Source organism: Streptococcus sp. A23 (assembly GCF_043674155.1).
GTDB lineage: Bacteria > Bacillota > Bacilli > Lactobacillales > Streptococcaceae > Streptococcus > Streptococcus suis_V.
Window position 1 is genome coordinate 57,804 of sequence record NZ_JBIMJP010000011.1, and the last position, 23,072, is coordinate 80,875.

19 protein-coding genes, 1 pseudogene and 1 riboswitch are annotated in these 23,072 nt (G+C 46.2%); of the genes and pseudogenes, 18 read left to right on the forward strand and 2 right to left on the reverse strand.

Annotated features, from left to right (window positions below; all coding sequences use genetic code 11):
- Positions 1-14: 14 nt before the first annotated feature.
- The 8 genes and pseudogenes from ACHBIE_RS07345 to ACHBIE_RS07380 all read left to right on the forward strand — a co-directional run bounded on the left by ACHBIE_RS07345 (position 15) and on the right by ACHBIE_RS07380 (position 8,987).
- Positions 15-2,348 (forward strand): endonuclease MutS2, encoded by a 2,334-nt coding sequence (locus tag ACHBIE_RS07345; RefSeq protein WP_394733063.1) that lies wholly within the window; start codon positions 15-17, stop codon positions 2,346-2,348.
- Positions 2,349-2,366: 18 nt separating this feature from the next.
- Positions 2,367-3,020: a GNAT family N-acetyltransferase gene (locus ACHBIE_RS07350; RefSeq protein ID WP_105111746.1), complete on the forward strand. Its 654-nt coding sequence runs from the start codon at positions 2,367-2,369 to the stop codon at positions 3,018-3,020.
- Between the two features lie 377 nt (positions 3,021-3,397).
- On the forward strand, positions 3,398-3,712 hold the full coding sequence (gene trxA, locus ACHBIE_RS07355) for a thioredoxin (protein ID WP_105108141.1): 315 nt from the start codon (positions 3,398-3,400) through the stop codon (positions 3,710-3,712).
- A gap of 86 nt (positions 3,713-3,798) precedes the next feature.
- Positions 3,799-4,834, forward strand: a pseudogene (locus tag ACHBIE_RS07360) (DUF389 domain-containing protein).
- A 60-nt stretch (positions 4,835-4,894) separates the two neighbouring features.
- On the forward strand, positions 4,895-5,833 hold the full coding sequence (msrB, locus tag ACHBIE_RS07365; protein WP_394733064.1) for a peptide-methionine (R)-S-oxide reductase MsrB: 939 nt from the start codon (positions 4,895-4,897) through the stop codon (positions 5,831-5,833).
- 106 nt (positions 5,834-5,939) lie between these two features.
- A riboswitch (glycine riboswitch) is annotated at positions 5,940-6,044 on the forward strand.
- 111 nt (positions 6,045-6,155) lie between these two features.
- Positions 6,156-7,490, forward strand: coding sequence for an alanine/glycine:cation symporter family protein (locus tag ACHBIE_RS07370; protein ID WP_394733065.1), 1,335 nt, complete (start codon positions 6,156-6,158; stop codon positions 7,488-7,490).
- A gap of 63 nt (positions 7,491-7,553) precedes the next feature.
- Entirely contained in the window at positions 7,554-8,393 is an 840-nt protein-coding gene (locus ACHBIE_RS07375; protein WP_105161227.1) for a mechanosensitive ion channel family protein, read from the forward strand.
- Positions 8,394-8,402: 9 nt separating this feature from the next.
- Positions 8,403-8,987 carry a DUF4352 domain-containing protein gene (locus ACHBIE_RS07380; RefSeq protein WP_105161228.1) on the forward strand — a complete coding sequence of 195 codons (585 nt, stop codon included), beginning with the start codon at positions 8,403-8,405 and terminating at the stop codon, positions 8,985-8,987.
- A gap of 258 nt (positions 8,988-9,245) precedes the next feature.
- Here the strand turns inward: ACHBIE_RS07380 and ACHBIE_RS07385 are convergent, their stop codons facing one another.
- Together ACHBIE_RS07385 and ACHBIE_RS07390 are read right to left on the reverse strand one after the other, a co-directional pair.
- Positions 9,246-10,112: an RluA family pseudouridine synthase gene (locus ACHBIE_RS07385; RefSeq protein WP_394733072.1), complete on the reverse strand. Its 867-nt coding sequence runs from the start codon at positions 10,110-10,112 to the stop codon at positions 9,246-9,248.
- Positions 10,112-11,080, reverse strand: coding sequence for an NAD(P)/FAD-dependent oxidoreductase (locus ACHBIE_RS07390; RefSeq protein WP_105161229.1), 969 nt, complete (start codon positions 11,078-11,080; stop codon positions 10,112-10,114). Before ACHBIE_RS07390 ends, ACHBIE_RS07385 begins: the two co-directional genes overlap by 1 nt.
- Before the next feature lie 157 nt (positions 11,081-11,237).
- Between ACHBIE_RS07390 and pbp2a the strand changes: the two genes are divergently transcribed.
- The 10 genes from pbp2a to ACHBIE_RS07440 all read left to right on the forward strand — a co-directional run bounded on the left by pbp2a (position 11,238) and on the right by ACHBIE_RS07440 (position 22,992).
- Positions 11,238-13,541: a penicillin-binding protein PBP2A gene (gene pbp2a, locus ACHBIE_RS07395; protein ID WP_394733066.1), complete on the forward strand. Its 2,304-nt coding sequence runs from the start codon at positions 11,238-11,240 to the stop codon at positions 13,539-13,541.
- A gap of 49 nt (positions 13,542-13,590) precedes the next feature.
- Positions 13,591-13,743 carry a 50S ribosomal protein L33 gene (gene rpmG, locus ACHBIE_RS07400; protein ID WP_002940258.1) on the forward strand — a complete coding sequence of 51 codons (153 nt, stop codon included), beginning with the start codon at positions 13,591-13,593 and terminating at the stop codon, positions 13,741-13,743.
- A gap of 9 nt (positions 13,744-13,752) precedes the next feature.
- Positions 13,753-13,929: a preprotein translocase subunit SecE gene (gene secE / locus ACHBIE_RS07405; RefSeq protein ID WP_105111754.1), complete on the forward strand. Its 177-nt coding sequence runs from the start codon at positions 13,753-13,755 to the stop codon at positions 13,927-13,929.
- Between the two features lie 107 nt (positions 13,930-14,036).
- On the forward strand, positions 14,037-14,573 hold the full coding sequence (gene nusG, locus ACHBIE_RS07410; RefSeq protein WP_105111755.1) for a transcription termination/antitermination protein NusG: 537 nt from the start codon (positions 14,037-14,039) through the stop codon (positions 14,571-14,573).
- A gap of 116 nt (positions 14,574-14,689) precedes the next feature.
- Positions 14,690-15,604 (forward strand): metal ABC transporter solute-binding protein, Zn/Mn family, encoded by a 915-nt coding sequence (locus ACHBIE_RS07415; RefSeq protein WP_394731623.1) that lies wholly within the window; start codon positions 14,690-14,692, stop codon positions 15,602-15,604.
- Between the two features lie 58 nt (positions 15,605-15,662).
- Entirely contained in the window at positions 15,663-18,818 is a 3,156-nt protein-coding gene (locus ACHBIE_RS07420) for a pneumococcal-type histidine triad protein (RefSeq protein ID WP_394733073.1), read from the forward strand.
- 126 nt (positions 18,819-18,944) lie between these two features.
- Complete coding sequence (gene rpoE, locus ACHBIE_RS07425) at positions 18,945-19,529, forward strand: DNA-directed RNA polymerase subunit delta (RefSeq protein WP_394733067.1); 585 nt, start codon at positions 18,945-18,947, stop codon at positions 19,527-19,529.
- A gap of 152 nt (positions 19,530-19,681) precedes the next feature.
- Positions 19,682-21,289, forward strand: a complete 1,608-nt coding sequence (locus ACHBIE_RS07430) for a CTP synthase (protein WP_394733068.1) — start codon at positions 19,682-19,684, stop codon at positions 21,287-21,289.
- A 133-nt stretch (positions 21,290-21,422) separates the two neighbouring features.
- Entirely contained in the window at positions 21,423-22,037 is a 615-nt protein-coding gene (locus ACHBIE_RS07435; protein ID WP_394733069.1) for an ABC transporter transmembrane domain-containing protein, read from the forward strand.
- Positions 22,009-22,992 (forward strand): ATP-binding cassette domain-containing protein, encoded by a 984-nt coding sequence (locus ACHBIE_RS07440; protein ID WP_394733070.1) that lies wholly within the window; start codon positions 22,009-22,011, stop codon positions 22,990-22,992. The genes ACHBIE_RS07435 and ACHBIE_RS07440 overlap by 29 nt, the downstream gene beginning before the upstream one ends.
- Positions 22,993-23,072 lie beyond the last annotated feature (80 nt).

The window sequence follows — 23,072 nt, forward strand, 5'->3', positions numbered from 1 at the left end:
CTAAGTAGGAAAGTATGAATCATAAAATTATTGAAACCCTTGAATTTCACAAGGTAAGACGAAAAATTGAGCCCTATCTGCTGACAGACCAGGGCTTGGACGAATTACGGCAACTGGAGCCCATGGTGGACATCAACCGTATCCAGCAGGCCTTTGATGAATTATCGGACATGGGGCAAATCTTTGTCGAAAGTCCTTACTTTAGCCTCTCAGCGACCAATGACATCAATCCAGCTATGCGCCGTTTGGAATTGGATACAGACCTGAATATCAGTGAGCTATTGGCAGTTAAGAAAGTCTTGGAAGTATCTAAGTCCCTCTTGGATTTTTATGGCAATCTTGAAAATGTCAGCCTCAGTCAGCTGGACAAGCTCTTTGAAAAAATTGAGCTCTTTCCTCACTTGCAAGGCTCGCTCCAGTCCATCAATGATGCTGGTTTTGTAGAGGATTTTGCTTCTGAAAAACTGGCAAAAATCCGCCGGAAAATCCGTGAAGCAGAGGATCAGGTCCGTCAGGTCATGCAGGATATTTTGAAGAACAAGAGCGATATGCTGTCAGATACTATCCTGGCTAGTAGGAACGGTCGCAATGTTCTTCCTGTAAAAAATACCTATCGGAATAAGATTGCAGGGGTTGTCCACGATATTTCCGCTTCTGGCTCGACCGTTTATATTGAACCACGGGCTGTAGTGAGTTTAAATGAAGACATTAGTCACTTGCGTGCAGAAGAACGGCATGAAATTAGTCGGATCTTGCAGGAATTGTCGGATATGTTGCGACCACATAGCGGTATTATTCGGAATAATGCTTGGGTCATTGGTCATTTGGACTTTATTCGTGGCAAACATCTTTTTGCGCGTGAGTACAAGGCGGTGGTTCCTAGGCTTTCTGATAAGCAGGATATTGCCCTGCTCAATGTCCGCCATCCTCTGATTGCCCAGCCTGTACCCAACGACCTTTATTTTGGTAGTCAGTTGACGGCTATTGTGATTACAGGTCCCAACACGGGTGGTAAGACCATCATGCTCAAAACCTTGGGTTTGACCCATCTTATGGCCCAGTCTGGCTTACCAATCTTGGCTGATAAGGGTAGTCGGGTCGCTGTTTTCAAGGAAATTTTTGCGGATATTGGTGATGAACAGTCCATCGAGCAGAGTTTATCGACCTTCTCCAGTCACATGACCCATACGGTAGCGATTTTGGCGGAGGCGGATCAGGATTCCCTCATTCTCTTTGACGAGTTGGGGGCGGGTACAGATCCCCAAGAGGGTGCGTCGCTGGCAATGGCTATTTTGGATGACCTTCGCCTGCGGGGGATCAAGACAATGGCGACTACCCACTACCCTGAGCTCAAGGCTTACGGGATAGAAACCTCAGGTATTGAAAATGCTAGCATGGAATTTGATACCAATAGCCTGCGTCCGACCTATAAATTTATGCAGGGTGTTCCTGGTCGCTCCAATGCCTTTGAAATTGCCCGGCGTTTAGGTTTATCGGATATCATCATCCAGTCAGCCCAGTCTTGGACCGATACAGATAGCGATGTGAACCGCGTTATCGAGAAATTGGAAAGTCAGACAGTTGAAAGTCGCCATCGACTAGATAAGATTCATGAAGTAGAACAAGAAAACTTTAAGATGAACAGGGCTCTCCGCAAACTCTATGACGAACTCAATCGTGAGAGAGAAAACGAGCTCAATAAGGCCCGTCTGGAAGCTAGGGAAATCGTTGACTTGGCTTTGGCAGAAAGTGAGGACATTCTCAAAAATCTCCATGCAGCAGCCAGCCTCAAACCCCATCAGATTATCGAAGCCAAGGCCGAGCTGAAAAAATTGGCGCCTGAAGTGGTGGATTTGTCTAAAAACAAGGTGCTGAAAAAAGCCAAAATCCAGCGTGCTGCCAAGGTGGGTGATGATATTATCGTCACAGCCTATGGACAACGTGGTACCTTGACCAATCAACTAAAGGACGGCCGTTGGGAAGCACAGGTGGGCTTGATTAAGATGACCTTGACTAAGGAGGAGTTTGAGCTAGTTAAGGTGGAGAAGGCAGAGCAGCCTAAGAAGCGCCAGGTTCATACAGTTAAACGTGCCAATGTACGAGGACCAAAAGCCCGCTTAGACCTCCGTGGCAAACGCTACGAAGAGGCTATGATGGAATTGGATGAATTCATCGACCAGGCCCTGCTTAACAATATGGCCCAAGTCGATATTGTTCACGGTATCGGTACTGGAGTCATCCGAGAAGGAGTGACCAAGTACCTCCGTCGCAACAAGCAGGTCAAGGAGTTCGGCTACGCCCCACAAAATGCTGGTGGATCAGGCTGTACCATTGTGACCTTTAAGTAAGGAGCTATGAGTAACATTATGATTATCAGAAACTATCAAACCAGTGATGAAAAAGGCTGGGTTTATTGCAAGGCACTCAGCTACCTCTTTTCCCCATTCTTTGATGATAGAGAAACAGAGAAGCCCGAACTAATGACAGACGTTTATGACTACCGCGTGGAATGGGTGGCTGAAGTAAACGGACAAATTGTTGGTCTAATCGACATCGATATTTACACGGAAGAGTGCAGCCAGTCTTATATTTACGCACCAAGTAAGCGGACAGCTTATTTTACTAACCTAGCAGTCCACCCTGATTTTCAAGGTCAGGGTATTGCCCAGGCGCTTTTTGAAAAAGCAGAGCAGGAGTTGAGAGAGCAAGGTGTAGAGAAACTAGCCATCTTTACCAGAGAGGGAGATGTAGCCAATCACTTGTATCAAAAATGGGGCGGACAGCTAGTTTGCTCGGACTATCTAGTCGTCGGAGCACCCAAAGACATCCCAACCATCCGTTTTGGAATTGATTTAGAGCGAGGTAGATTGTCCTTTTCAGATATTGAAGGTCAGCAAGTTCCCTACTATTTGAGAGAAGGTGTTTATGTAGTCAGTGAAGAAGCTGGCTTGGGTCTCTTTGACATAGAAGATGCCTATCAAGAATTGACCTACGTGGTGGATTTGACGGAAAAAAGTTGAAAAGGTTCAACTTTTTTCTTTTGGCAATGAACCTGGCAAGTCAAAGGGATTATTAGTCCCCTCTGGTATCCTTACGGTCTAGTTTCACTTGTTCAATCTGCTTTTCAATTTAAGATATCCAAAGTATGTCTATTCAATTTCTTGCTCCGTAGCACCTACTCCGTCATCTTGTCCCGTTGCTACAACTGGATTTGACAGGAAGAACCATTTTCTATTTCACGCTTGCTCCCTGCGGTCTAGCTTGGCTTGACAATAGTCCGTTTTAAGTCACTATTTTTTCGACATGCCTATCTCCACTCTCATCCCGTAGCAAAAATTCGCATTCTCTCTTCATTTGGTGTAGAATGATAGTACCAAAATCAGAAATGGAGAAAATCATGGTTCAAGTTATTACAGATGCAAACTTTGAAGTTGAAACACAAGAAGGCGTAGTCCTTGTTGACTTTTGGGCACCTTGGTGTGGTCCATGCCGCATGCAAGCACCAATCTTAGAGCAATTAGCAGGCGAAGTGGATGAAGATGAACTGCGTATCTACAAGATGGATGTTGATGAGAATCCAAACACAGCTCGTCAATTTGGAATCATGTCTATCCCAACTCTATTGTTCAAAAAAGACGGACAGGTTGTGAAACAAGTAGCAGGTGTGCATACCAAAGACCAAATCAAAGCAATCTTGGCAGAAATTGCCTAGCTAGGAAGGACTGAGAAAAGTCCTTTTTATCTATCAAAAAATAGATTGTTATAATAAAGTCACCTAAAAAACTGAGAGTGGAGAATATGAAAAACAAGTATTTTACAACCATGGAATACCGTGATAAGCTCTTTGAAGAGTTGGATTTACAGACTCGTGATATGGTTATCCTAATGTGTGCGATTTTTATTGCTTCTGTTGGTTTAAATATGAATAGCACGGCAGTGATTATCGGTGCTATGCTGATTTCCCCCTTGATGACACCGATTGTTGGGCTTGGTCTGGGCTTGGCGATTTATGACCTTGCCTTGATGAAGAAGGCGTTGAAGTTGCTGGCTGTCGAAGTTGTTATTAGCCTGTTGGTATCCAGCATCTATTTCTATCTTTCGCCGATTACAGTAGCCAGTACAGAGTTGACTGCTAGAATTTCGCCGACAGTCTGGGATATTATTATTGCCATTGCTGGCGGAATTGCTGGAGTGATTGGCAGTCGGAAAAAAGAGGCCAATAATATTGTGCCCGGTGTTGCCATTGCGACAGCCCTCATGCCTCCTATTTGTACAGCAGGTTTTGGCTTGGCTCATGGTAATACCCAGTACTTCTTTGGAGCCCTCTAACCTCTTTTTGATCAACTGTATCTTCATCATGTTGACCACCTTTTTCGGCTCCCGCTTTATGATGCGACGGACCAAGGCAGTTGAATTGAACAAATTGAACCCAAAATTGAGATATGGTATGACGGCTCTAGTCCTTGCCTTGACCATTCCGAGTCTGCTTTCAGCAGGAAATCTGGTCTTAGACTATGCCCGTAAGGATGCCATGAATCAATACATTAGTGAGAAATTTACCTATCACACTATTCTTAGCCGGACTTATAATAAAACTAAAAATCAGTTGGAGATTACCATTGTCGGACAAGAACTGACCGAACAAGAATTGGAAAAATTAGTCAAGGAAAAGTCGAAATACGGATTAGAGAAATTGACGGTCAAGGTCAACCAGGTTGCCAGCTTGTCACAGGCAGATGCTAAGGAGGTTTACCAGTATATTGACCAGTATATTGAGCAAAAGTTGTCCAACACAGATACAAAAAATGAAGAAATTCAAGATGAGATAGAGTAGGCGGGAGGAATATGCGTCCTACTTTTAAGAATAGATTAGATGATATAGGAGGAGACAAACATGAAAGAAATTTACCTAGCAGGCGGTTGTTTCTGGGGGATGGAAGGCTACTTTTCCCAGATCGATGGTATTCTTGACACCAGCGTTGGCTATGCCAATGGACAGGTGGAGACGACCAATTATCAACTCCTCAAACAAACAGACCACGCAGAGACGCTCTATCTAGCCTATGATGAGACTCGTATCAATTTGCGGGAAATTCTCCTCTACTATTTCCGCGTCATTGATCCCTTCTCTATCAATCAGCAGGGACCTGACAAAGGTCGCCAGTATCGGACTGGTATCTATTACACGGATGAGGCTGATTTGCCGACCATCGAGCAGGTCATGACGGAGCAGTCCCAGCTCTTTGGCGGACGCCCCCTAGCCGTTGAAGTGGAGCCACTCGCGCATTACATCCCCGCCGAAGACTACCATCAGGATTATCTCAAGAAAAATCCCCAAGGGTACTGCCATATCGATCTTGGGCAGGCAAAAATCCCTCTGATTGATGTTGCAGACTACCAAAAGCCAGACCAACAAGTCTTAAAGGATAGCTTGACCGACCTCCAGTACCAAGTCACTCAAGAAGCTGCGACGGAAAGACCCTTCGAAAATGAGTTTTGGAATAGCGACCAAGCTGGCATCTACGTCGATATTACGACTGGCGAGCCGCTCTTTCTCTCGACAGACAAATTCGACTCAGGCTGCGGCTGGCCCTCCTTTACCAAACCAATCAGCAAGGAAGTGGCGACTTATTTCCAAGATAAGTCCCACGGCATGAACCGTATTGAAGTCCGCAGTCGGGCTGGTCATGCTCATTTAGGTCATGTCTTTGATGATGGACCACGTGATAAAGGCGGTCTCCGTTACTGTATCAACTCCGCAGCCCTTCGCTTCATCCCGAGAGAGGAAATGGAAGAAGCAGGATATGGACTGTTTTTGGAGTTGTTGCAATAATTTTTTGAAAACTTGCTTGATTTTTCCTGAAAAATAGTCTAGAATAGAGCAAGATAAAACTGAATAACCGGTTGATATTGGGTAGAAGGGAAACTGACTGTTCAATGGACGGAACTCTGGAGAGACCATTTTGGCACCGAAGGGGCAAGGTAGTCCTGCTTGGAAAAGTAGAGCTACTGAAACTCTCAGGTAAAAGGACAGAGCGTTGAAAAAATAGGCTTTTTCTGTATTTTTCACGTTGATTCTAGAGGTTGAAGTGTTCAGCCTCTTTTTGTTTTTCCGGCAGCTTTATAGGATTAGGAATCATACTTAGGAGGAAGCTATGTTAGAATTGATGCAAAACATTAATAACCTTGTGTGGGGTCTGCCCCTCTTATTACTATTGGTCGGAACGGGTGTCTATTTTACCCTTCGGTTGGGAATCTTTCAAATCAGTAAGTTGCCAACGGCCTTTCGTTTGATTTTCTCCAGTGACCAGTCTGGTCAGGGAGATGTGTCCAGCTTTGCGGCCCTTTGTACAGCTTTGGCAGCGACAGTTGGTACAGGAAATATTGTCGGAGTTGCGACAGCTATTACTACAGGTGGACCAGGTGCCCTCTTCTGGATGTGGGTGGCGGCCTTTTTCGGGATGGCAACCAAATATGCAGAAGGCTTTTTAGCCATTAAATACCGTACCAAGGATGCCAATGGGCAAGCAGCAGGAGGTCCGATGCACTATATCACCTTGGGGATGGGACAAAAGTGGAAGCCTTTAGCAGTTTTCTTTGCCATTTCAGGAGTTTTAGTGGCCCTCTTGGGGATGGGAACTTTTTCTCAGGTTAATTCCATTGCCTCATCCATGTCTGCTAGCTTTGGTCTGGCTCCCCAGTTGGTCAGCATCGTAACTGCCATTTCCATCGCTTTCTTTATCTTCGGAGGGATTGAAAAAATCTCTGATGTTTCAACTAAAATTGTCCCATTTATGGCGATTTTGTATGTCTTGGCAAGTGTAATCGTTTTGGCTCTGCATTGGGATCAGCTCTTGCCAACCATAGCTATGGCTCTTACATCAGCCTTTACCCCAGCAGCAGCTGTGGGTGGCTTTGCAGGTGCGACCGTGCAACAGGCAATCCAGCGTGGGATTGCGCGTGGGGTGTTCTCCAATGAATCTGGTCTAGGTTCGGCGCCTATTGCAGCAGCAGCAGCTAAGTCAGATAATCCAGTAGAACAGGGCTTGATTTCAATGACGGGTACCTTTATCGATACACTCATCATCTGTACCTTGACAGGCTTGACGATTCTAGTAACTGGTCAGTGGTCTATAGAAGGGTTGGCAGGGGCTCCGCTCACTCAGGCAGCCTTTTCGACAGTATTTGGACAGCCAGGTGTCTTGGCCTTGACCATCAGTTTAGTTCTCTTTGCCTATACGACCATTCTGGGTTGGTCTTATTATGGGGAACGCTGTATTGAGTTTCTATTTGGAACCAAAGCCATCTTACCTTACCGTCTGGTCTTTGTAGCTATGGTTGCCTTAGGTGGTTTCCTCAAGTTGGACTTGATTTGGACCATCGCAGATATTGTGAACGGGCTCATGGCTCTTCCAAACTTGATTGCCTTACTGGCTCTCTCGCCTGTTATCATCAAGGAGACACGCCAGTATTTTGCAAAGAAGAAATAAGATGAAAGACAGTCATTTGGCTGTCTTTTAGGTTTTTATAGTTTTTTCTGCTATAATTATCTCATGAATGATTTTATTATCAAGTATTTTTCTCAATTTAATATTGAGGTCATTGTGACAGCAGGTCTAAATAAGGTTCTATCGCTAGTTTTACTCTTTGTTGCATTTTACATTATCAAGAAGATAGCCAAAGCTTCTGTGAAAAAGGTTTTGGTTCCCTCTCTAAAGGTATCTACACAAGACATTGGTCGCCAAAAAACGATTAGCCGTCTGGTGGAGAGTATTCTGAATTATTTGCTCTACTTTATTCTCATTTATTGTATCTTGAGCATTTTAGGCTTACCGGTATCTAGTCTTCTTGCAGGAGCCGGGATTGCCGGGGTAGCTGTTGGGCTGGGGGCACAAGGTTTTCTCTCAGACTTGGTCAATGGATTCTTTATCTTAATTGAACGACAGTTTGACGTCGGAGATGTGGTTAAGTTAACCAACGGTCCCATTACTATTTCAGGCACCATTGTGAGCATGGGTATTCGGACGACACAAGTACGTGATGCAGATGGGACCTTGCATTTTATTCCCAATCGTAATATCCTTGTCGTGTCCAATCAATCTCGTGGAGATATGCGAGCTCAGGTAGATATTCCGCTTAAATTTAACACCGATTTGGAGCAGGTAAGTCGAGTAATTGAGGAAGTCAACCGTAGAGAAGTTGGCAACTTTGATCAGATTACAGGTGTGACAGTTCTTGGACCGCAAAATACGACCAATGGTCAGTTTGTTTTCCGTGTCAATCTATTTGTAGCACATGGTCAACAAAGCAATATCTACCATCAATTTTTAGGATTTTATCAAGATGCCCTACGCCAGGCAGGCATCGACCTGCCTACAGCCAGCTTGAAATAAGGAGTTCCTATGCAGCAGAAAGATTTCGTCGTCGAAGACGGCTATATGTACTATCCTAAGAAAGCTCTCTACAAACAGCCCCTCTTTTGGACCACCATAATTGGCGCTGTAGCCAGTCTTGTGCTAGGGGTGACTTGCTTGTTACTCATCATTGGTCTTGGCTTTAGCGAGCTTTCTCTGGACCAGCCTTCTACGGAATTTGATAGCACCAGGACCTATCGAGAGCACGAGGTCGGAGAAAGTGTTGACTTTGCGGATGGCCTGCGCGTGACGGTGCAATCCATGGGACAAGACGACAGCGTGGATCTGGTGGATGATTATTACCCTTCGGCCTATGTGGTAGATTTGGAAGTGGAAAATCCTGGTCAGGAAGATATTTACTTTGACGAATATTATTTTAACCTGATTGACCTTTCAACGGACTTCCCTTTGACCCTGGACTTACGGACCTATGATGTCAATCTGGCTGAGAAAATAAAGGCCGGTGAGAAGATATCTGTCCGTCTTATCTATGGTTTGGACGGTGAGACCAATCTTGGTTTTGTCTATGATGATGTCATGTGGACGGAGCAGCTGATTGGCCAGGGGATTTGATACTCTTCGAAAATCATCTTATCCGTTGTCAAGAGCCTTGGTGAGTGAAAAGATCCGGGGGAGGTTTTCAGCCTGTCGCCTTGAAACGAGAGAGCGACAGAGTTCTACCTTCGGCATTTTTGAGGCGAACAAGTTCGCTCTATTTCCAGCCTTCAACTGTTCCCCAAACAGTTGAAGCTGGGCTAGATTGATTTTCATTGAGTATGAGTAAAGCGGGTAATTAACATAAAATTATATGTAAGTTAAAAAGCTGAAACTTCAGCTTTTTTTCAGTTCTTTCTCAAAACTCTCCGACCTTGCTTCTACACTAATTTCTTCGAGTGTCAGTGGGTGGGTCAGGCTGAGGCGGGCTGCGTGGAGCATGAGGCGGGGAGCGCTGACTTTGCTATAGAGTGGGTCGCCAATGAGGGCATGACCGTGGTGGGCTAGGTGGACGCGGATTTGGTGGGTGCGTCCAGTTTCTAAGCGACAGGAAATCAGGCTGTTCTTGCCGACTTTTTCCAGTTGTTTGACATGAGTGACAGCCTCCTGACCCTTGCGGTGATCGACCAATCGTTTCCTGCGATCATGACGGTCGCGCCCGATTTTGTCTGTAATGGTCCAACTCTCCTGCTTGAGATGACCTTGGCAGAGGGCTAGATAATCGCGATAGATGACCTTATCCTCTAAGAGACGGTTGAGAATGGGCAGGATAAAGGGATTTTTGGCAAAAAGAATGGCTCCGCTGGTCTCCATATCCAGCCTGTGGACCACATAGCAGGTTTGACCGACATAAGCTGATACATGGTTGAGCAAGGTGATTTCCGTCGGCTCATTGCCGTGGGTCTTCATTCCTTCGGGCTTGTTAACGATAATCAGATGTTCATCTTGATAGAGCTCTTCGACCAAGTCTGCCTGCCCCATAGGAATCGTCTTTTCCGGATAATCTTCCTCATCAAAGGTCAATTCTAGCAGGTCACCGGGAGCAATGGAACTCTGCCAGTTAACGGTTTGCCCATTGACGGTGACGTGTTTTTTGGTGCGGAGGAAGTGGCGGATTTTTCTGGGAATGAGAAAATAATCTTCCAAGACTTCTTTGACAGTCAATTCTGGAAAGGCTTGGGGAATGCGAATGTTAATTTTCATCATAGGCTGGTTGAGTGTTTTGGTTGCACTTTTTCGTTTGGATTGATGTAGTTCATAGCATTGTTGACGGCAGTCGGAGCCTCGCCAAAGCCAGTAGCAATCAGGTCAACCTTGCCTTCGTAGTAGCAACAATCGCCGATAGCATAGACGCCGGCCTGTGAGGTTTCCTGTTTGCTGTTGACTAAAATGCGGTGACGATGCAGGTCTAATCCCCATTCTTTCAGGGTTCCGACCGATGATTTGAAACCGTAGTTGACAAAGAGGTGGTCGAAGTTCAGGGTGAGCTGGTCCTCGCTCTTGACCTTGTCGAAACGAATAGCAGCAGCTCTGCCATTTTCCCCAGAAAGTTCCTTAGGAACATAGGGAGTGTGGATGGCGACGCTAGACTTTTTCAGGTCCTCGACGCTGTGCTCTAGGGCACGGAAATTGTCGCGTCGGTGGACGATGCTGGTGGTTTTGGCGATTTTTTCAAAGGCCAGAGACCAGTCAACAGCGGAGTCGCCACCACCCAAGACAAGGACGTCCTTGTCTGCGTACTGCTGGATATTGGACACATGGTAGTGAACGTTTTCATAGCTGTCAGCTCCGTCAATCTCCAGAGGACGGGGCTTGAAGGCTCCGCCACCCATGGCGATGATGACCGACTTGGTCTGGTGGGTGTCCTTGTTGGTTGTCAAAGTGATGACTTCACCCGGTTGGATAGCTATCAGGGTTTCATTGAGGCAAATAGTGGTGTCAAATGGGGCTAACTGGGCAAGCAGGTTGTCCGTCAATTCTTGACCAGTCAGGCTTGGGAAGGCAGGAATGTCCAGGATGGATTTTTCAGGATAGAGGATGGCGGGTTGTCCACCGAGTTGGGGCAGCGAATCAATCACTTTGACTTTGGCCTGGCGCAGATGGGCGTAGAAGGCAGCAAAGAGCCCAACAGGACCACCGCCGATAATGGTAATGTCGTAGATTTCAGTCATAGTCTTTTCCTTATCAATAGAGAATAGTCCTATTCTACCATATTTTCAGTCCTGAGACCGATTTTATGGGCTGTCACAGTTCAACCAAAGGATTGGTAGCTGAAAAATTTGGGCCGATATAGTATAATAGTCCAAAACTAGAGAAAGAGGAGGGGGCATGGACAAGGACGATTTGCAGTTTGATCCCATTGAAGTACCAGAGGATTTTGAGTCTCTGGACCAGACCAAGGCCTATACTAGCGACCAATTTACAAGCGCAGAGTCTGACATGGGAGAAACGAAAAACATAGACCTGCCATATTTAGAAAGTGGGAAGAAAACCAAATTTAGCCGTCGCTCAGCCCGGGGCAATCGTGACAGGTCGGATAAACCTAAAAAGGAAAGTCGGATTCCAGAGCCTGTTCGCAAATTTTGGCGCCGTTACCAGCTGACTAAAATTCTGCTGATTATTCTGGGTGTTTTGATACTGACGGTGGGAGGCTATCTCTTCTTCCTAGCCAAGACCGCAAATGTTGGCGATTTGCAGGAGGCCCTCAAGGCCAAGACGGTTATCTATGACAAGGACGGTTTGGAAGCTGGTACCCTGTCGGGGCAGAAAGGAACCTATGTGGAGCTGGATGCCATTTCGGATAATCTGGAAAATGCCGTCATCGCTACGGAAGACAGGACTTTTTATGAAAATTCTGGTATCAACTACAAGCGGACCCTACTGGCCTTCCTCACCTTGGGCCGGTCTGGCGGTGGTTCGACCATTACCCAGCAGTTGGCCAAAAATGCCTTCCTGACTCAGGACCAGACCATTAGCCGGAAGGCGAGGGAGTATTTCCTGGCCCTTGAAATCAATAAAAAATATAGCAAGCAGGAAATCCTGACCATGTACCTCAACAATGCCTATTTTGGCAACGGGGTCTGGGGGGTTCAGGATGCTAGTCTCAAGTATTTTGGGGTTAATGCTAGCGATTTGAGTCTGGAGCAATCGGCTGTTTTAGCCGGCATGCTCAAGGGGCCTGAGATTTACAATCCTTATTATTCCATTGAAAATGCGACCAACCGCCGTAATACTATTTTGCAGGTCATGGTGGATGCCCAGTTTATTGATCAGGCAACTGCTGATGCAGGAATGCAGGTGGACGTGGGCAGTCAGCTCTACGATGCTTATGCGGGCAAGGCTAGCAACTATGCCTATCCCTCTTATTTTGATGCGGTTATTGCAGAGGCCATTGACCGATATGGATTGAAAGAAAGTGACATTATCAACAACGGCTACCGGATTTATACGGAGATGGACCAGACCTCTCAGGCTAATCTCCAGGTGATTTTTAATGATGAGAGTCTCTTCCCGCAGTCTGCCTATGATAGTTCCTATGCTCAGGGGGCAAGCGTGGCCCTGGATCCGTCTACAGGTGGCGTTCGAGCGCTGGTTGGGCGGGTTAATTCATCCGAAGATTATGCCTTCCGTAACTTCAATTTCGCAACCCAGGCCAAGAGAAGTCCGGGTTCGACCATCAAGCCCTTGGTTGCCTATGCTCCGGCAGTGTCGGCAGGCTGGGAAATTGATAAAGAGCTGGACAACCACACGACGACCTACGGGACCTATACCTTGCAGAATAATGACCTGTCTACATCGGAATCTATTCCAATGTACCAAGCCTTAGCCCTGTCTTACAATTTGCCTGTGGCATCCATTGTCGACACCTTGGGGATTGACACCGCCTTTGAATACGGGAAAAAATTTGGCCTGAACATGAATAAGGTTGAAAAGGTACTAGGAGTGGCTATAGGATCTGGTGTGGAGACCAATGCCCTGCAAATGGCCCAGGCCTATGGTGCCTTTGCCAACCATGGGACCATGAAGGATGCTCATCTGATTAGCCGTATTGAAACGGCCAATGGCAAGGTCATTGTGGACCACCGTTCTCAGTCGACCAAGGTGATCGATAAGTCAGTGGCAGACAAGATGACCTCTATGATGCTGGGAACTTTTACCAACGGTACAGGGGTCAATGCGGATGTCTACGGCTACAATCTAGCCGGAAAGACGGGGACTACCGAGACCAACTTTGATGTCTCTCTTATCAATGACCAGTGGATTATCGCCTATACACCTGACTTGGTTATCAGCCAGTGGGTTGGTTTTGAAAAGACTGACGAGACCCACTATATCGATGCCAATAATTCCTGGAAGGCGCCTGTGCTCTTCCAAACAGTTGCGGCCAATCTCTTGAGTCAGACCAGCGGGACACCATTTACAGTGGACAATGCTTACGCCATGAATGGCATTGTGCCTATCAATCAAGTGGAGACAGGACCGACAGAGCCGGTCATCAGCCCAGAGCAAATCCAGGAAATCAGTGACCGAGCAAGACAGCTTCTAGAAGAAACCAAGCAACAAATCATTGATGCCCAGCTACCTGAGCGAGCACGCACCCTCATAGACAATATAAGAAGTTGGTTTGAGTAGTTGTCAAATGAGCTAAAACATGATAAAATAAGGTTTATTGGAGGGCTATATGGCACTAAAAAAAGCAAGCCTAGCTTGTACAGTTTGTGGATCTCGTAACTATTCTATTTCCCTATCGAGCAATCCCAAGCCAACACGGTTAGAAGTAAATAAATTTTGTAAACACTGTGGTCAGTATACGGTCCACAAGGAAACTAGATAGGAGTAGCAGGTGAAATTCGTCGCAGATATTTTCCGTATTTTAAAAGACACTGCCTGGCCAACGCGCAAGCAGAGTTGGAAAGATTTCTTCTCAGTCGTAGAATACACAGCCTTCTTCGTGGTACTTGTGTATATATTTGACCTCATTTTGTCCAAGGGCTTGATGAGCTTGATCAATCTTTTCTAGTAAAATACTTGCCATTTGTAAAATGGAAGTGGTATAATAAAGAAAAGCGAAAGCCTTCGGGCTTTTTTTAGCGTCTTCAATACAGCTTTCAAAAGAAAGGAACGACTATGTACGATAGTTTTGATAAAGGCTGGTTTGTTCTACAAACCTATTCAGGATACGAGAACAAGGTAAAAGAAAACCTTCTCCAACGTGCGCATACCTACAATATGTTGGAAAACATCTTGCGCGTGGAAATCCCAACCCAGACGGTTCAGGTAGAAAAGAACGGCGAGAAGAAAGAAGTGGAAGAAAATCGCTTCCCAGGTTATGTCTTGGTAGAGATGGTCATGACTGACGAGGCTTGGTTCGTGGTTCGTAATACGCCAAACGTTACAGGTTTCGTGGGTTCTCACGGTAATCGTTCCAAACCAACTCCACTCTTAGAAGAAGAAATCCGCCAAATCCTGGTATCTATGGGACAAACAGTCCAAGGAGATATCGATGTCAAGGTGGGCGACACAGTCCGCATCATTGACGGTGCCTTCACAGACTACACTGGTAAAATCACTGAAATCGATAATAACAAGGTTAAGATGGTTATCTCCATGTTTGGTAATGATACCATTGCAGAAGTGAATTTGAGCCAGATTGCAGAATTATAATATCCATCAGACAGAACAGTTAACAACTGTTTTGTCTTTTTTATTAAAAATACTTGACCAGTTAACTATTTTTATGTTATAGTTAACTGGTTAACGAAAAAACAAGGAGAAATCTAATGAAGTGGATGAAATATCTCTTTTTATCACTCATGCTACTAGTCCTCTCGGCCTGTGGCCAGCAGAGCCAGTCTAGCCAAGTCCAATCTGGTCTGCGGATTGTGACTTCCTTTTACCCAATTTATTCACTGGTTAAGGAAATTTCTGGTGACTACAATGACATCCGTATGATTGGCTCCAGAAATGGGATTCATTCTTATGAGCCCTCGCCAGCAGATGTCAAGGGAATATACGACGCAGATGTCTTTATCTACCATTCTAAGATTTTGGAGTCCTGGGCCGGTCGCCTGGAGCCGAATGTGCAAGGTTCCAAGGTCAAGGTCCTGGAGGCCTCCAGTGGTTTAGAGCTACAGCGAGTTCCTGGTCTGGAGGATGTGGAGGCGACAGAGGGCATGGACGAGGCCAGTCTATACGACCCCCATACCTGGTTGGACCCAGTTCTGGTGGGGCAGGAGGCGGTCTTGATTGGTAATTTACTGGCTGAGGCAGACCCTGAGCGGGCTAGTTACTACAACGAAAATGCCAGCAAGCTCCAGCAGCAATACCAGGATTTGGCAGACAAATACAAGCCTATCTTTGAAAAAACAAGATCCAAGACCTTCGTCACCCAGCACACAGCCTTTTCCTATATGGCTAAGCGCTACGGCCTCCAGCAACTGGGCATAGCTGGTGTGTCAGAGGAAGAGCCTAATCCACGAGAATTGGCAGAAATCAAGGAATTTGTCGATACCTACGATGTCAAAACCATTTTTGTGGAAAAGGGCAAGTCAGACAAGCTGGCCCAGACCTTGAAGAGCTCCACAGGTGTTGACCTGAAAATCTTGGACCCGCTTGAGGCAGATCCAGAAAACAATCTAACCTATCTGGAAAATCTAGATGCCGTCTTAGACACCCTCGCCAAGGAATTACAGTAAAGGAGAAAACATGAAAAACAAGAAATTAGTTGGTTCAGTAGCCGCCCTGGTTCTGGGCATGAGCATTTGTAGCTACCAGCTGGGACGTTACCAAGCCACGGAAGACAGCAAGAACCGAGTAGCCTACATCGAAGACAGCCAGACAGAAAAGAGTATGCTGGCTGAACAGTTGACGCCAGAGGAAGTTTCTGCCAAGGAAAATATCGACGCCGAGCAGATTGTGGTCAAAATCACCGACCAGAGCTATGTGACTTCTCACGGTGACCATTTCCATTACTACAATGGCAAGGTGCCCTTCGACGCGATTTTCAGCGAAGAGCTGATTATGACCGACCCAGCCTATGTCCTCCAAGACAACCACATTGTCAATGAAGTCCAGGATGGCTATGTGATTAAGGTAGATGGCCAGTATTACCTCTATCTCAAAGATAAAAAGCAGCAGAAAAATGTGCGAACCAAGGAGGAAGTTCAGAGACAGAAGGGTGTATCCTCTTCTGACAGGGCCTATCAGGAGGCTGGTGGCGGCCGGACAGCAGATGGTCGCTATAAGACCGATGACGGCTATGTCTTCAACCCTACTGATGTGATTGAGGACACGGGAGACGGCTTCATCGTGCCTCACGGTAGCCACTTCCATTTTATTCCTAAGAAGGACTTGTCTCCGTCCGAGTTACAGGCAGCCCAGGCCTCTATTGACGGCAAGTCCTCAAACAAGGGTCAGTCGACCAAGGCCACTTACCCGTCTCAGGGCCAGACTGGCTCGACCGCCCTTTCAAGCCACTCAGGTCAAGACTTGAACAGCCTCTTGGCCCAGCTGGATGCTACACCGCTCTCCCAGCGCCATGTAGAGGCCGACGGTCTGGTCTTTGACCCACGCATGATTAGTAAAAAGACCGCTGCCGGCGTCATCATCCCCCACGGCGACCACTATCATTTCATCCCTTACAGCCAGATGTCGCCACTGGAGGCTCAGATTGCTCGGATGATTGGGGAAAATAGCAGAGCAGGCTCAGGGCATACAGCTACCCATCCGACGCGGACTGACTATCCGACAGGCACAACCCAGCCAGCCACACCAGCCAATCCCCCTCATCAAGCCCAGCCAAGTCCTGCACCAAAACCAGGTCCTACTGATTCCCAAGCCACTAACCAGCCATTTGTTACCTATCTAGGTCGTCGCATCCCTGCCTACGGCAAGGGATTGGATGGCAAGGTCTATTTCACCAGCGACGGCTACACCTTCAGCAAGGCCAGCATCACATCTGTTGATGACCAGGGCTTGATTGGTAGCCACGGCGACCATTTCCACTATATCGGCTTTGGCGAATTAGAAGACTTTGAAATCAAGCAAGTCGAAGAATGGGTTCGGGAAAAGCAAGGCTTGACAGGAAATACTAAGCCTGCTAATAAACCAGCCACTCCAAAACCAAGTCAGCCGACGGCGCCGACACTTCCAGTCCTGCCAAGCCAACCAGCTCTTCCTGAACAACCGACTCAACCAAGTCCAGTTGATACGAGCGTAAACAAACCAGTCTTTGATCCGCAAGCCGTGACTGGCAAGCGGCTTGAGGCAGGCAAGGTCTTCTACCAAGTTCAGCTGGACGGCAAAAGCTACCGTTACAGCCGAGATGAATTGGACCTGATGAAAATTTCCTTTGCAGAATTGCGCCTGATGGAACTGGACAAGGACTACCGCTTTGACACGGCTCCACAGGTTGCTGGAGATTTGGCACCAGCTATGCACGTCAGCATTGACAAGATCCCAATGAAGGGAGCCAACGCGACCTACGATACAGGCGAGTCCTTTGTCATTCCCCATATCGACCATATCCACATCCTGCCTTATAGCTGGCTGAGCAAGGAGCAGATCGCGACCATTCGTTACATTATGCAGCACCCAGAGGTTCGTCCTGCAGCTTGGACCACAGCAGGTCATGGCGATGATGTCATGGATCCAAATGCCCTGAAACCGATTGCCAATGCGACCGACCAGGCTCAGCGTACCGGCCTGAAAAACTGGCAGATTATCCACACGGCTGAGGAAGTGGCAGCAGCACGCGCCCAGGGCCGCTTTGCTACCAACGACGGCTATATCTTTACCCCAGAGGACGTCCTGGATCCGGCCAGCTTTATCTTCAGCGGCGCCTTCAGCCTGCCACGGGCGACCGGTGGTTCCCTCCGATCTATCGCCAAAAAAGAGCTGTCAGACCAGGAGTTGGCGGCAGTCCAGGCTCTCTTGGACCAGCGTGATGCAGAAATACTGGCTAAAAATGTTACACCGATTGAAAAACGTGAAGGGTTGAAAAACTGGCAGATTGTTCACTCTGCAACAGAACTGGCTGAAGCTAAGTCTGCAGGGAAATACACAACAAAAGATGGCTATATTTTTGATCCAGCAGACCTATTAGATCCCAAAGTGAAAATAGGTACGGATAACTATCGCATCCCACGTGTGATTACAGATGGTTACCGTCGGATTAACAAGAGTGATTTGAATTACTTAAGCGAGCTAATCCCAGCAGAGGCTATGGTGGCTCAACGTGAGAAATCTAATTCTAGTTCACCGTCAACACCTGTACCAATTGAAACAGAAGCAAGTGCAGGCGAGACAACAACGCCAGAACAGCCGCAAGTTGCCAAAGAAACAGCAGAGGAAATTTACAACCGAGTTGAAGCGAAGAAAGTCGTTCCTTTCGAAGCACTGACCTACAATGCTGGCTATGCGACCGAAGTACGTAACGGGACTCTGGTAATTCCGCATCAAGATCACTATCACTATGTATCCTTTAAATGGTTTGACCAAGGTAGTGCAAGAAGTCCTGAAGGGTATAGTCTAGCAGATTTCCTAGCAACGGTTAAATACTACATGACTAATCCACAAGAACGCCCAGTTTCAGACGATGGCTGGGGAGTATTTACACCAAATACACCATCTGAATCGACAGAAGAAACAGAGACGGAAGAAAGTGATGAAGAAATTATTTCTGAGGAAACCGAGGAAATTGACGAGTTTACAGAAGAATTAAAACGAAGAGCAGAAGAGTTTGGCATGGACTTCAAAACCTTTGAACAAAGTCTGGTCACACTCTCAGACCGTTACAGAGTTTCTTTTGAAGCTTTCGAATATGATGCAGCAAGCAAAGTTGTTCGACTTGTAGATAAGGATGGGGTCAAACGGACAATCTCCCTTCCAAGTTTAGAAGAACAAGTATAGTAAACAAAATACCTGTAGCGCTGAGCTCTGCAGGTATTTTTTTACAGAAAAACGATAAAGATTATCTTTGACTATTTGCTTTTTTTAGCGTAAAATAGAAAGGAAAGACAAAAAAGGAGAAAAGCCTTGGAACTTAACGTATTTGCAGGACAAGAAAAAAGCGAACTTTCCATGATTGAAGTAGCTCGTGCTATTTTGGAAGAACGTGGACGTGACAATGAAATGTATTTCAATGACTTGGTCAATGAAATACAGAATTATTTAGAAAAATCAAACAGTGAGATTCGTGCAGCCTTGCCAACTTTCTATTCTGACTTGAATGTGGACGGTAGTTTCATTCCGCTAGGCGAAAACAAATGGGGTCTTCGTTCATGGTATGCCATCGATGAGATTGATGAGGAAGTTATTACTCTCGAAGAAGATGATGAAGATGCGCCAAAACGTAAGAAAAAACGTGTCAATGCCTTCATGGATGGTGATGAGGATGCTATCGATTATGGCAACGATGATCCAGAAGATGAAGATGATTACGAAGACAAGCCTGGTTCAGAATACGATGATGAAAATCCAGATGATGAGAAGGATGAAGTAGAATCATACGACTCAGAAATCAATGAAATTATCCTCGATGAGGAATTGACAGATGATGAAGAAGTTGATGTTGGTGAAGAAGATGACGACTATTCTGACGACGAGTCGACAGAAGACTAAGTTCAAGATTGACAAACGCATCGAATTGAGTTAGTATATTATCGGGCACCTCTTTTGAGGTCTGGGCTCCCTAGTTGATAGGGAGCTATTTTTGTTTTTTCTTCATGTTGCTTACCCCCTCCATGCGACATGAGTAGAGGAAAGGAGTTTGCATGACAAAATATATTTTTGTAACTGGTGGTGTGGTTTCGTCGATTGGTAAAGGAATTGTGGCGGCAAGTCTGGGTCGTTTGTTGAAAAATCGTGGTCTCAAGGTGACCATTCAGAAATTTGATCCCTATATCAATATTGACCCAGGGACGATGAGCCCTTACCAGCATGGTGAAGTGTTTGTTACGGATGACGGTGCGGAAACGGACTTGGATTTGGGACATTATGAGCGGTTTATTGACATCAATCTTAATAAATATTCCAACGTGACAACAGGGAAAATTTATAGCGAAGTCCTTCGAAAAGAACGCAAGGGCGAATACCTTGGGGCTACTGTGCAGGTTATTCCACATATAACGGATGCTTTGAAGGATAAAATTAAACGCGCTGCTCGGACAACAGATGCCGATGTGATTATTACAGAAGTCGGTGGAACTGTCGGTGATATTGAAAGTCTGCCTTTCCTTGAGGCTCTGCGTCAGATGAAAGCAGACGTGGGCGCGGACAATGTCATGTATATTCACACGACGCTCTTGCCCTATCTCAAGGCGGCTGGGGAAATGAAAACCAAGCCGACCCAACATTCGGTCAAAGAATTGCGCGGATTGGGCATTCAGCCCAACATGTTGGTCATTCGTACAGAAGCGCCAGCCGGCCAAGGGATTAAAAATAAATTAGCCCAGTTCTGCGATGTGGCACCGGAGGCGGTTATTGAGTCACTCGATGTGGAGCATCTTTATCAAATCCCGCTCAACATGCAGGTACAAAATATGGACCAGATTGTCTGTGACCATTTGAAATTGGATGTGCCACCAGCTGATATGACAGACTGGTCTGCCATGGTTGACAAGGTATTGAACCTCAAGAAAACAGTTAAGATTGCCCTTGTTGGAAAATACGTCGAACTCCAAGATGCCTACATTTCAGTTGTAGAAGCCTTGAAACACTCTGGCTATGCCAACGATGCTGCGATTGAGTTGGATTGGGTCAATGCCAACGACCTGACAGCAGAAAATGTAGCTGACCGACTTGGACAAGCCCAGGGAATCATCGTACCTGGTGGCTTTGGTCAACGCGGTACCGAAGGAAAAATTCAAGCCATTCGCTATGCGCGTGAGAATGATGTGCCTATGTTAGGCGTCTGCTTGGGCATGCAGTTGACCTGTGTGGAATTTGCTCGCCACGTTCTTGGGTTAGATGGAGCCAATAGTTTTGAGTTGGATCCAGAAACCAAATACCCAATCATTGACATCATGCGTGATCAAATTGGCGTGGAAGACTTGGGCGGTACCCTCCGCCTTGGCCTCTATCCAAGCAAGCTCAAACGAGGCTCCAAGGCTGCTGCAGCCTATGACAACCAAGAAGTTGTCCAGCGTCGCCACCGCCACCGCTACGAGTTTAACAATGACTTCCGTCAGCAATTTGAAGAAGCTGGTTTTGTCTTCTCTGGTGTATCGCCAGACAACCGCTTGGTTGAGATTGTTGAAATTCCTGAGAACAAGTTCTTTGTGGCCTGTCAGTATCACCCAGAACTCCAATCTCGACCAAATCGTCCTGAAGGACTCTATACTGCCTTTGTCACAGCTGCAGTTGAGAATGAAAGCAAATAAGTATTGACAAGCGCATTTGAGTTGAGCACCCTTAGGATGCTCAACTTTTTGGAGCAAGGCTTGACGAATTGGTGGATTCTGTTAAGCTTTTTAATATGTGCAATGAGTGATCTAGGAAAAGGAGGGGGAAGGAGTGAGGAATCTTCATTTTATAGCGACATTGGTGGCGATTAGCTTGGTAGCAGGATTAAACGTGCTCTTTAACTACCAGATAGCAGGAATAACCGATAGTTTAACTAGTGGGGATAGGGCTGGTTTTATTGTACAGATTTGGCAGTTGCTTGGGATTTTATGCTTGATGCTGGTGGCAGAGTTTGTTCGTCAAGTCTGCAATCAGCGATTTTTGAATAGGGTTGGTTACAAGATTCAGGCTACTCTAGTCAATCGTTTTTTGCAGGGGCCCAGCTTGCTCAAGCAATCAGAAGTAGCGGAACGGGTTTCAGCTATTCATAATGATAGCGAGATGGTCAAGGAACTCTACTATGATACCCTGTTTTCCCTCTATCAAGGAGTGGTGTCCTTCTTGTTTGCCTGTCTGGCTCTCTTTGGTTTGGATAGCCAGGTATCCATAGCAATCCTGCTTTTGACCTTGGTACCGATTGGGCTACCCTACCTTTTTCAAAATAGTCGGCAAAGGGTTCAGGAGGCCATCTCGCGGGAGAAGGCTGTCTATCAGATTCTGCTCAATGACCTCCTTTCAGGTCTAGCCATTATCAAAAATGCCAATCGTAGCCAGTATTTTTTCTGACAAGACAAATGATCAATACAAACGAATCTATCAACTGGAAGACCGGAGGGCTTTTCTGTCAGCCTTGTTGAATGTCCTATCTGGTTTGTTCTTCTATCTATTGACGGTTCTGATTCTCTTTTTGGGAGGTCAAAGGATTTTGGCAGGTCAAATGACAGTAGGAGCCTTGGTGGCAATTTATAGTATTTCTTTAGAATTGACCATGCCGATTAGTTTGATTGCATCGTCTATCGCAGATATGGCTTCTGTTCGTAATCTACGTGAACAGCTCTTAAAACAGGAATCAGCTCCGCCTTTTTCCAAAAAAATCAAACACCCATTCACCTCTCTTCAGGTGCGCAATCTTTCTTTTTCTGTAGAGGGAACTCCCTTGTTTTCGGGGTTGAGTCTAAACTTTGAGCCTGGGAAGAAGTATCTGATTCAGGGAGAGAGCGGCGTAGGTAAATCGACCTTAGCTTACCTCCTGATGGGACAAATGGGTCAGGGTGATGAAGGGGTCTATCTGAATGGGCAGCCTTTGAAGGAAGTGGTAGAAGAGGTGGTTCAAGCTAATCTTGCCTTTCTGCCACAAAAAGTGAAACTCTTCCATGCCAGCATCTGGGAGAATATTAGTTTGGGAAGGGATATTGACGAGTTGGAGGTTCTTACTTGGTTGCAGTTGGTAGGCTTGGGACAACGTTTTGCAAGTCGTCAGCAGTTGGAAAGTGAGCTATTTGATGCAGAATCAACTCTTTCAGGTGGGCAACAACAACGCTTGGCCTTGGTGCGGACCCTCTTGCTCCACAAACCTGTCTTGCTCCTAGATGAATCCCTTTCAGGTTTAGATGATCGGACCTTTGCCATGGTGGAACAAGCCCTGCCTGACTTGGAGAGGACAACGGTCATTCATATTAGTCATCGTTCATATCATGAGGCAGACTATGATCAGATAGTGGTGCTGGAGAGAAGAAAGTAATAAATCGCACATTGTCAAGTCAAGTGCAACAAGTTCATTGATAACTAGAGATCCAGAGGTTAAGCTGTCTGGGCTAGCCC

Excerpts from the sequence above, each read along its gene's own strand:
- ACHBIE_RS07350 (WP_105111746.1), top strand. The coding sequence starts at position 2,367 with ATGATTATCAGAAACTATCAAACCAGTGATGAAAAAGGCTGGGTTTAT.
- ACHBIE_RS07440 (WP_394733070.1), top strand. The coding sequence starts at position 22,009 with ATGCCAATCGTAGCCAGTATTTTTTCTGACAAGACAAATGATCAATAC.
- ACHBIE_RS07390 (WP_105161229.1), bottom strand. The coding sequence starts at position 11,080 with ATGACTGAAATCTACGACATTACCATTATCGGCGGTGGTCCTGTTGGG.
- rpmG (WP_002940258.1), top strand. The coding sequence starts at position 13,591 with ATGGCACTAAAAAAAGCAAGCCTAGCTTGTACAGTTTGTGGATCTCGT.
- trxA (WP_105108141.1), top strand. The coding sequence starts at position 3,398 with ATGGTTCAAGTTATTACAGATGCAAACTTTGAAGTTGAAACACAAGAA.
- ACHBIE_RS07370 (WP_394733065.1), top strand. The coding sequence starts at position 6,156 with ATGTTAGAATTGATGCAAAACATTAATAACCTTGTGTGGGGTCTGCCC.
- ACHBIE_RS07415 (WP_394731623.1), top strand. The coding sequence starts at position 14,690 with ATGAAGTGGATGAAATATCTCTTTTTATCACTCATGCTACTAGTCCTC.
- msrB (WP_394733064.1), top strand. The coding sequence starts at position 4,895 with ATGAAAGAAATTTACCTAGCAGGCGGTTGTTTCTGGGGGATGGAAGGC.
- ACHBIE_RS07420 (WP_394733073.1), top strand. The coding sequence starts at position 15,663 with ATGAGCATTTGTAGCTACCAGCTGGGACGTTACCAAGCCACGGAAGAC.
- nusG (WP_105111755.1), top strand. The coding sequence starts at position 14,037 with ATGTACGATAGTTTTGATAAAGGCTGGTTTGTTCTACAAACCTATTCA.
- pbp2a (WP_394733066.1), top strand. The coding sequence starts at position 11,238 with ATGGACAAGGACGATTTGCAGTTTGATCCCATTGAAGTACCAGAGGAT.
- ACHBIE_RS07375 (WP_105161227.1), top strand. The coding sequence starts at position 7,554 with ATGAATGATTTTATTATCAAGTATTTTTCTCAATTTAATATTGAGGTC.
- ACHBIE_RS07380 (WP_105161228.1), top strand. The coding sequence starts at position 8,403 with ATGCAGCAGAAAGATTTCGTCGTCGAAGACGGCTATATGTACTATCCT.
- ACHBIE_RS07430 (WP_394733068.1), top strand. The coding sequence starts at position 19,682 with ATGACAAAATATATTTTTGTAACTGGTGGTGTGGTTTCGTCGATTGGT.
- ACHBIE_RS07345 (WP_394733063.1), top strand. The coding sequence starts at position 15 with ATGAATCATAAAATTATTGAAACCCTTGAATTTCACAAGGTAAGACGA.
- ACHBIE_RS07385 (WP_394733072.1), bottom strand. The coding sequence starts at position 10,112 with ATGAAAATTAACATTCGCATTCCCCAAGCCTTTCCAGAATTGACTGTC.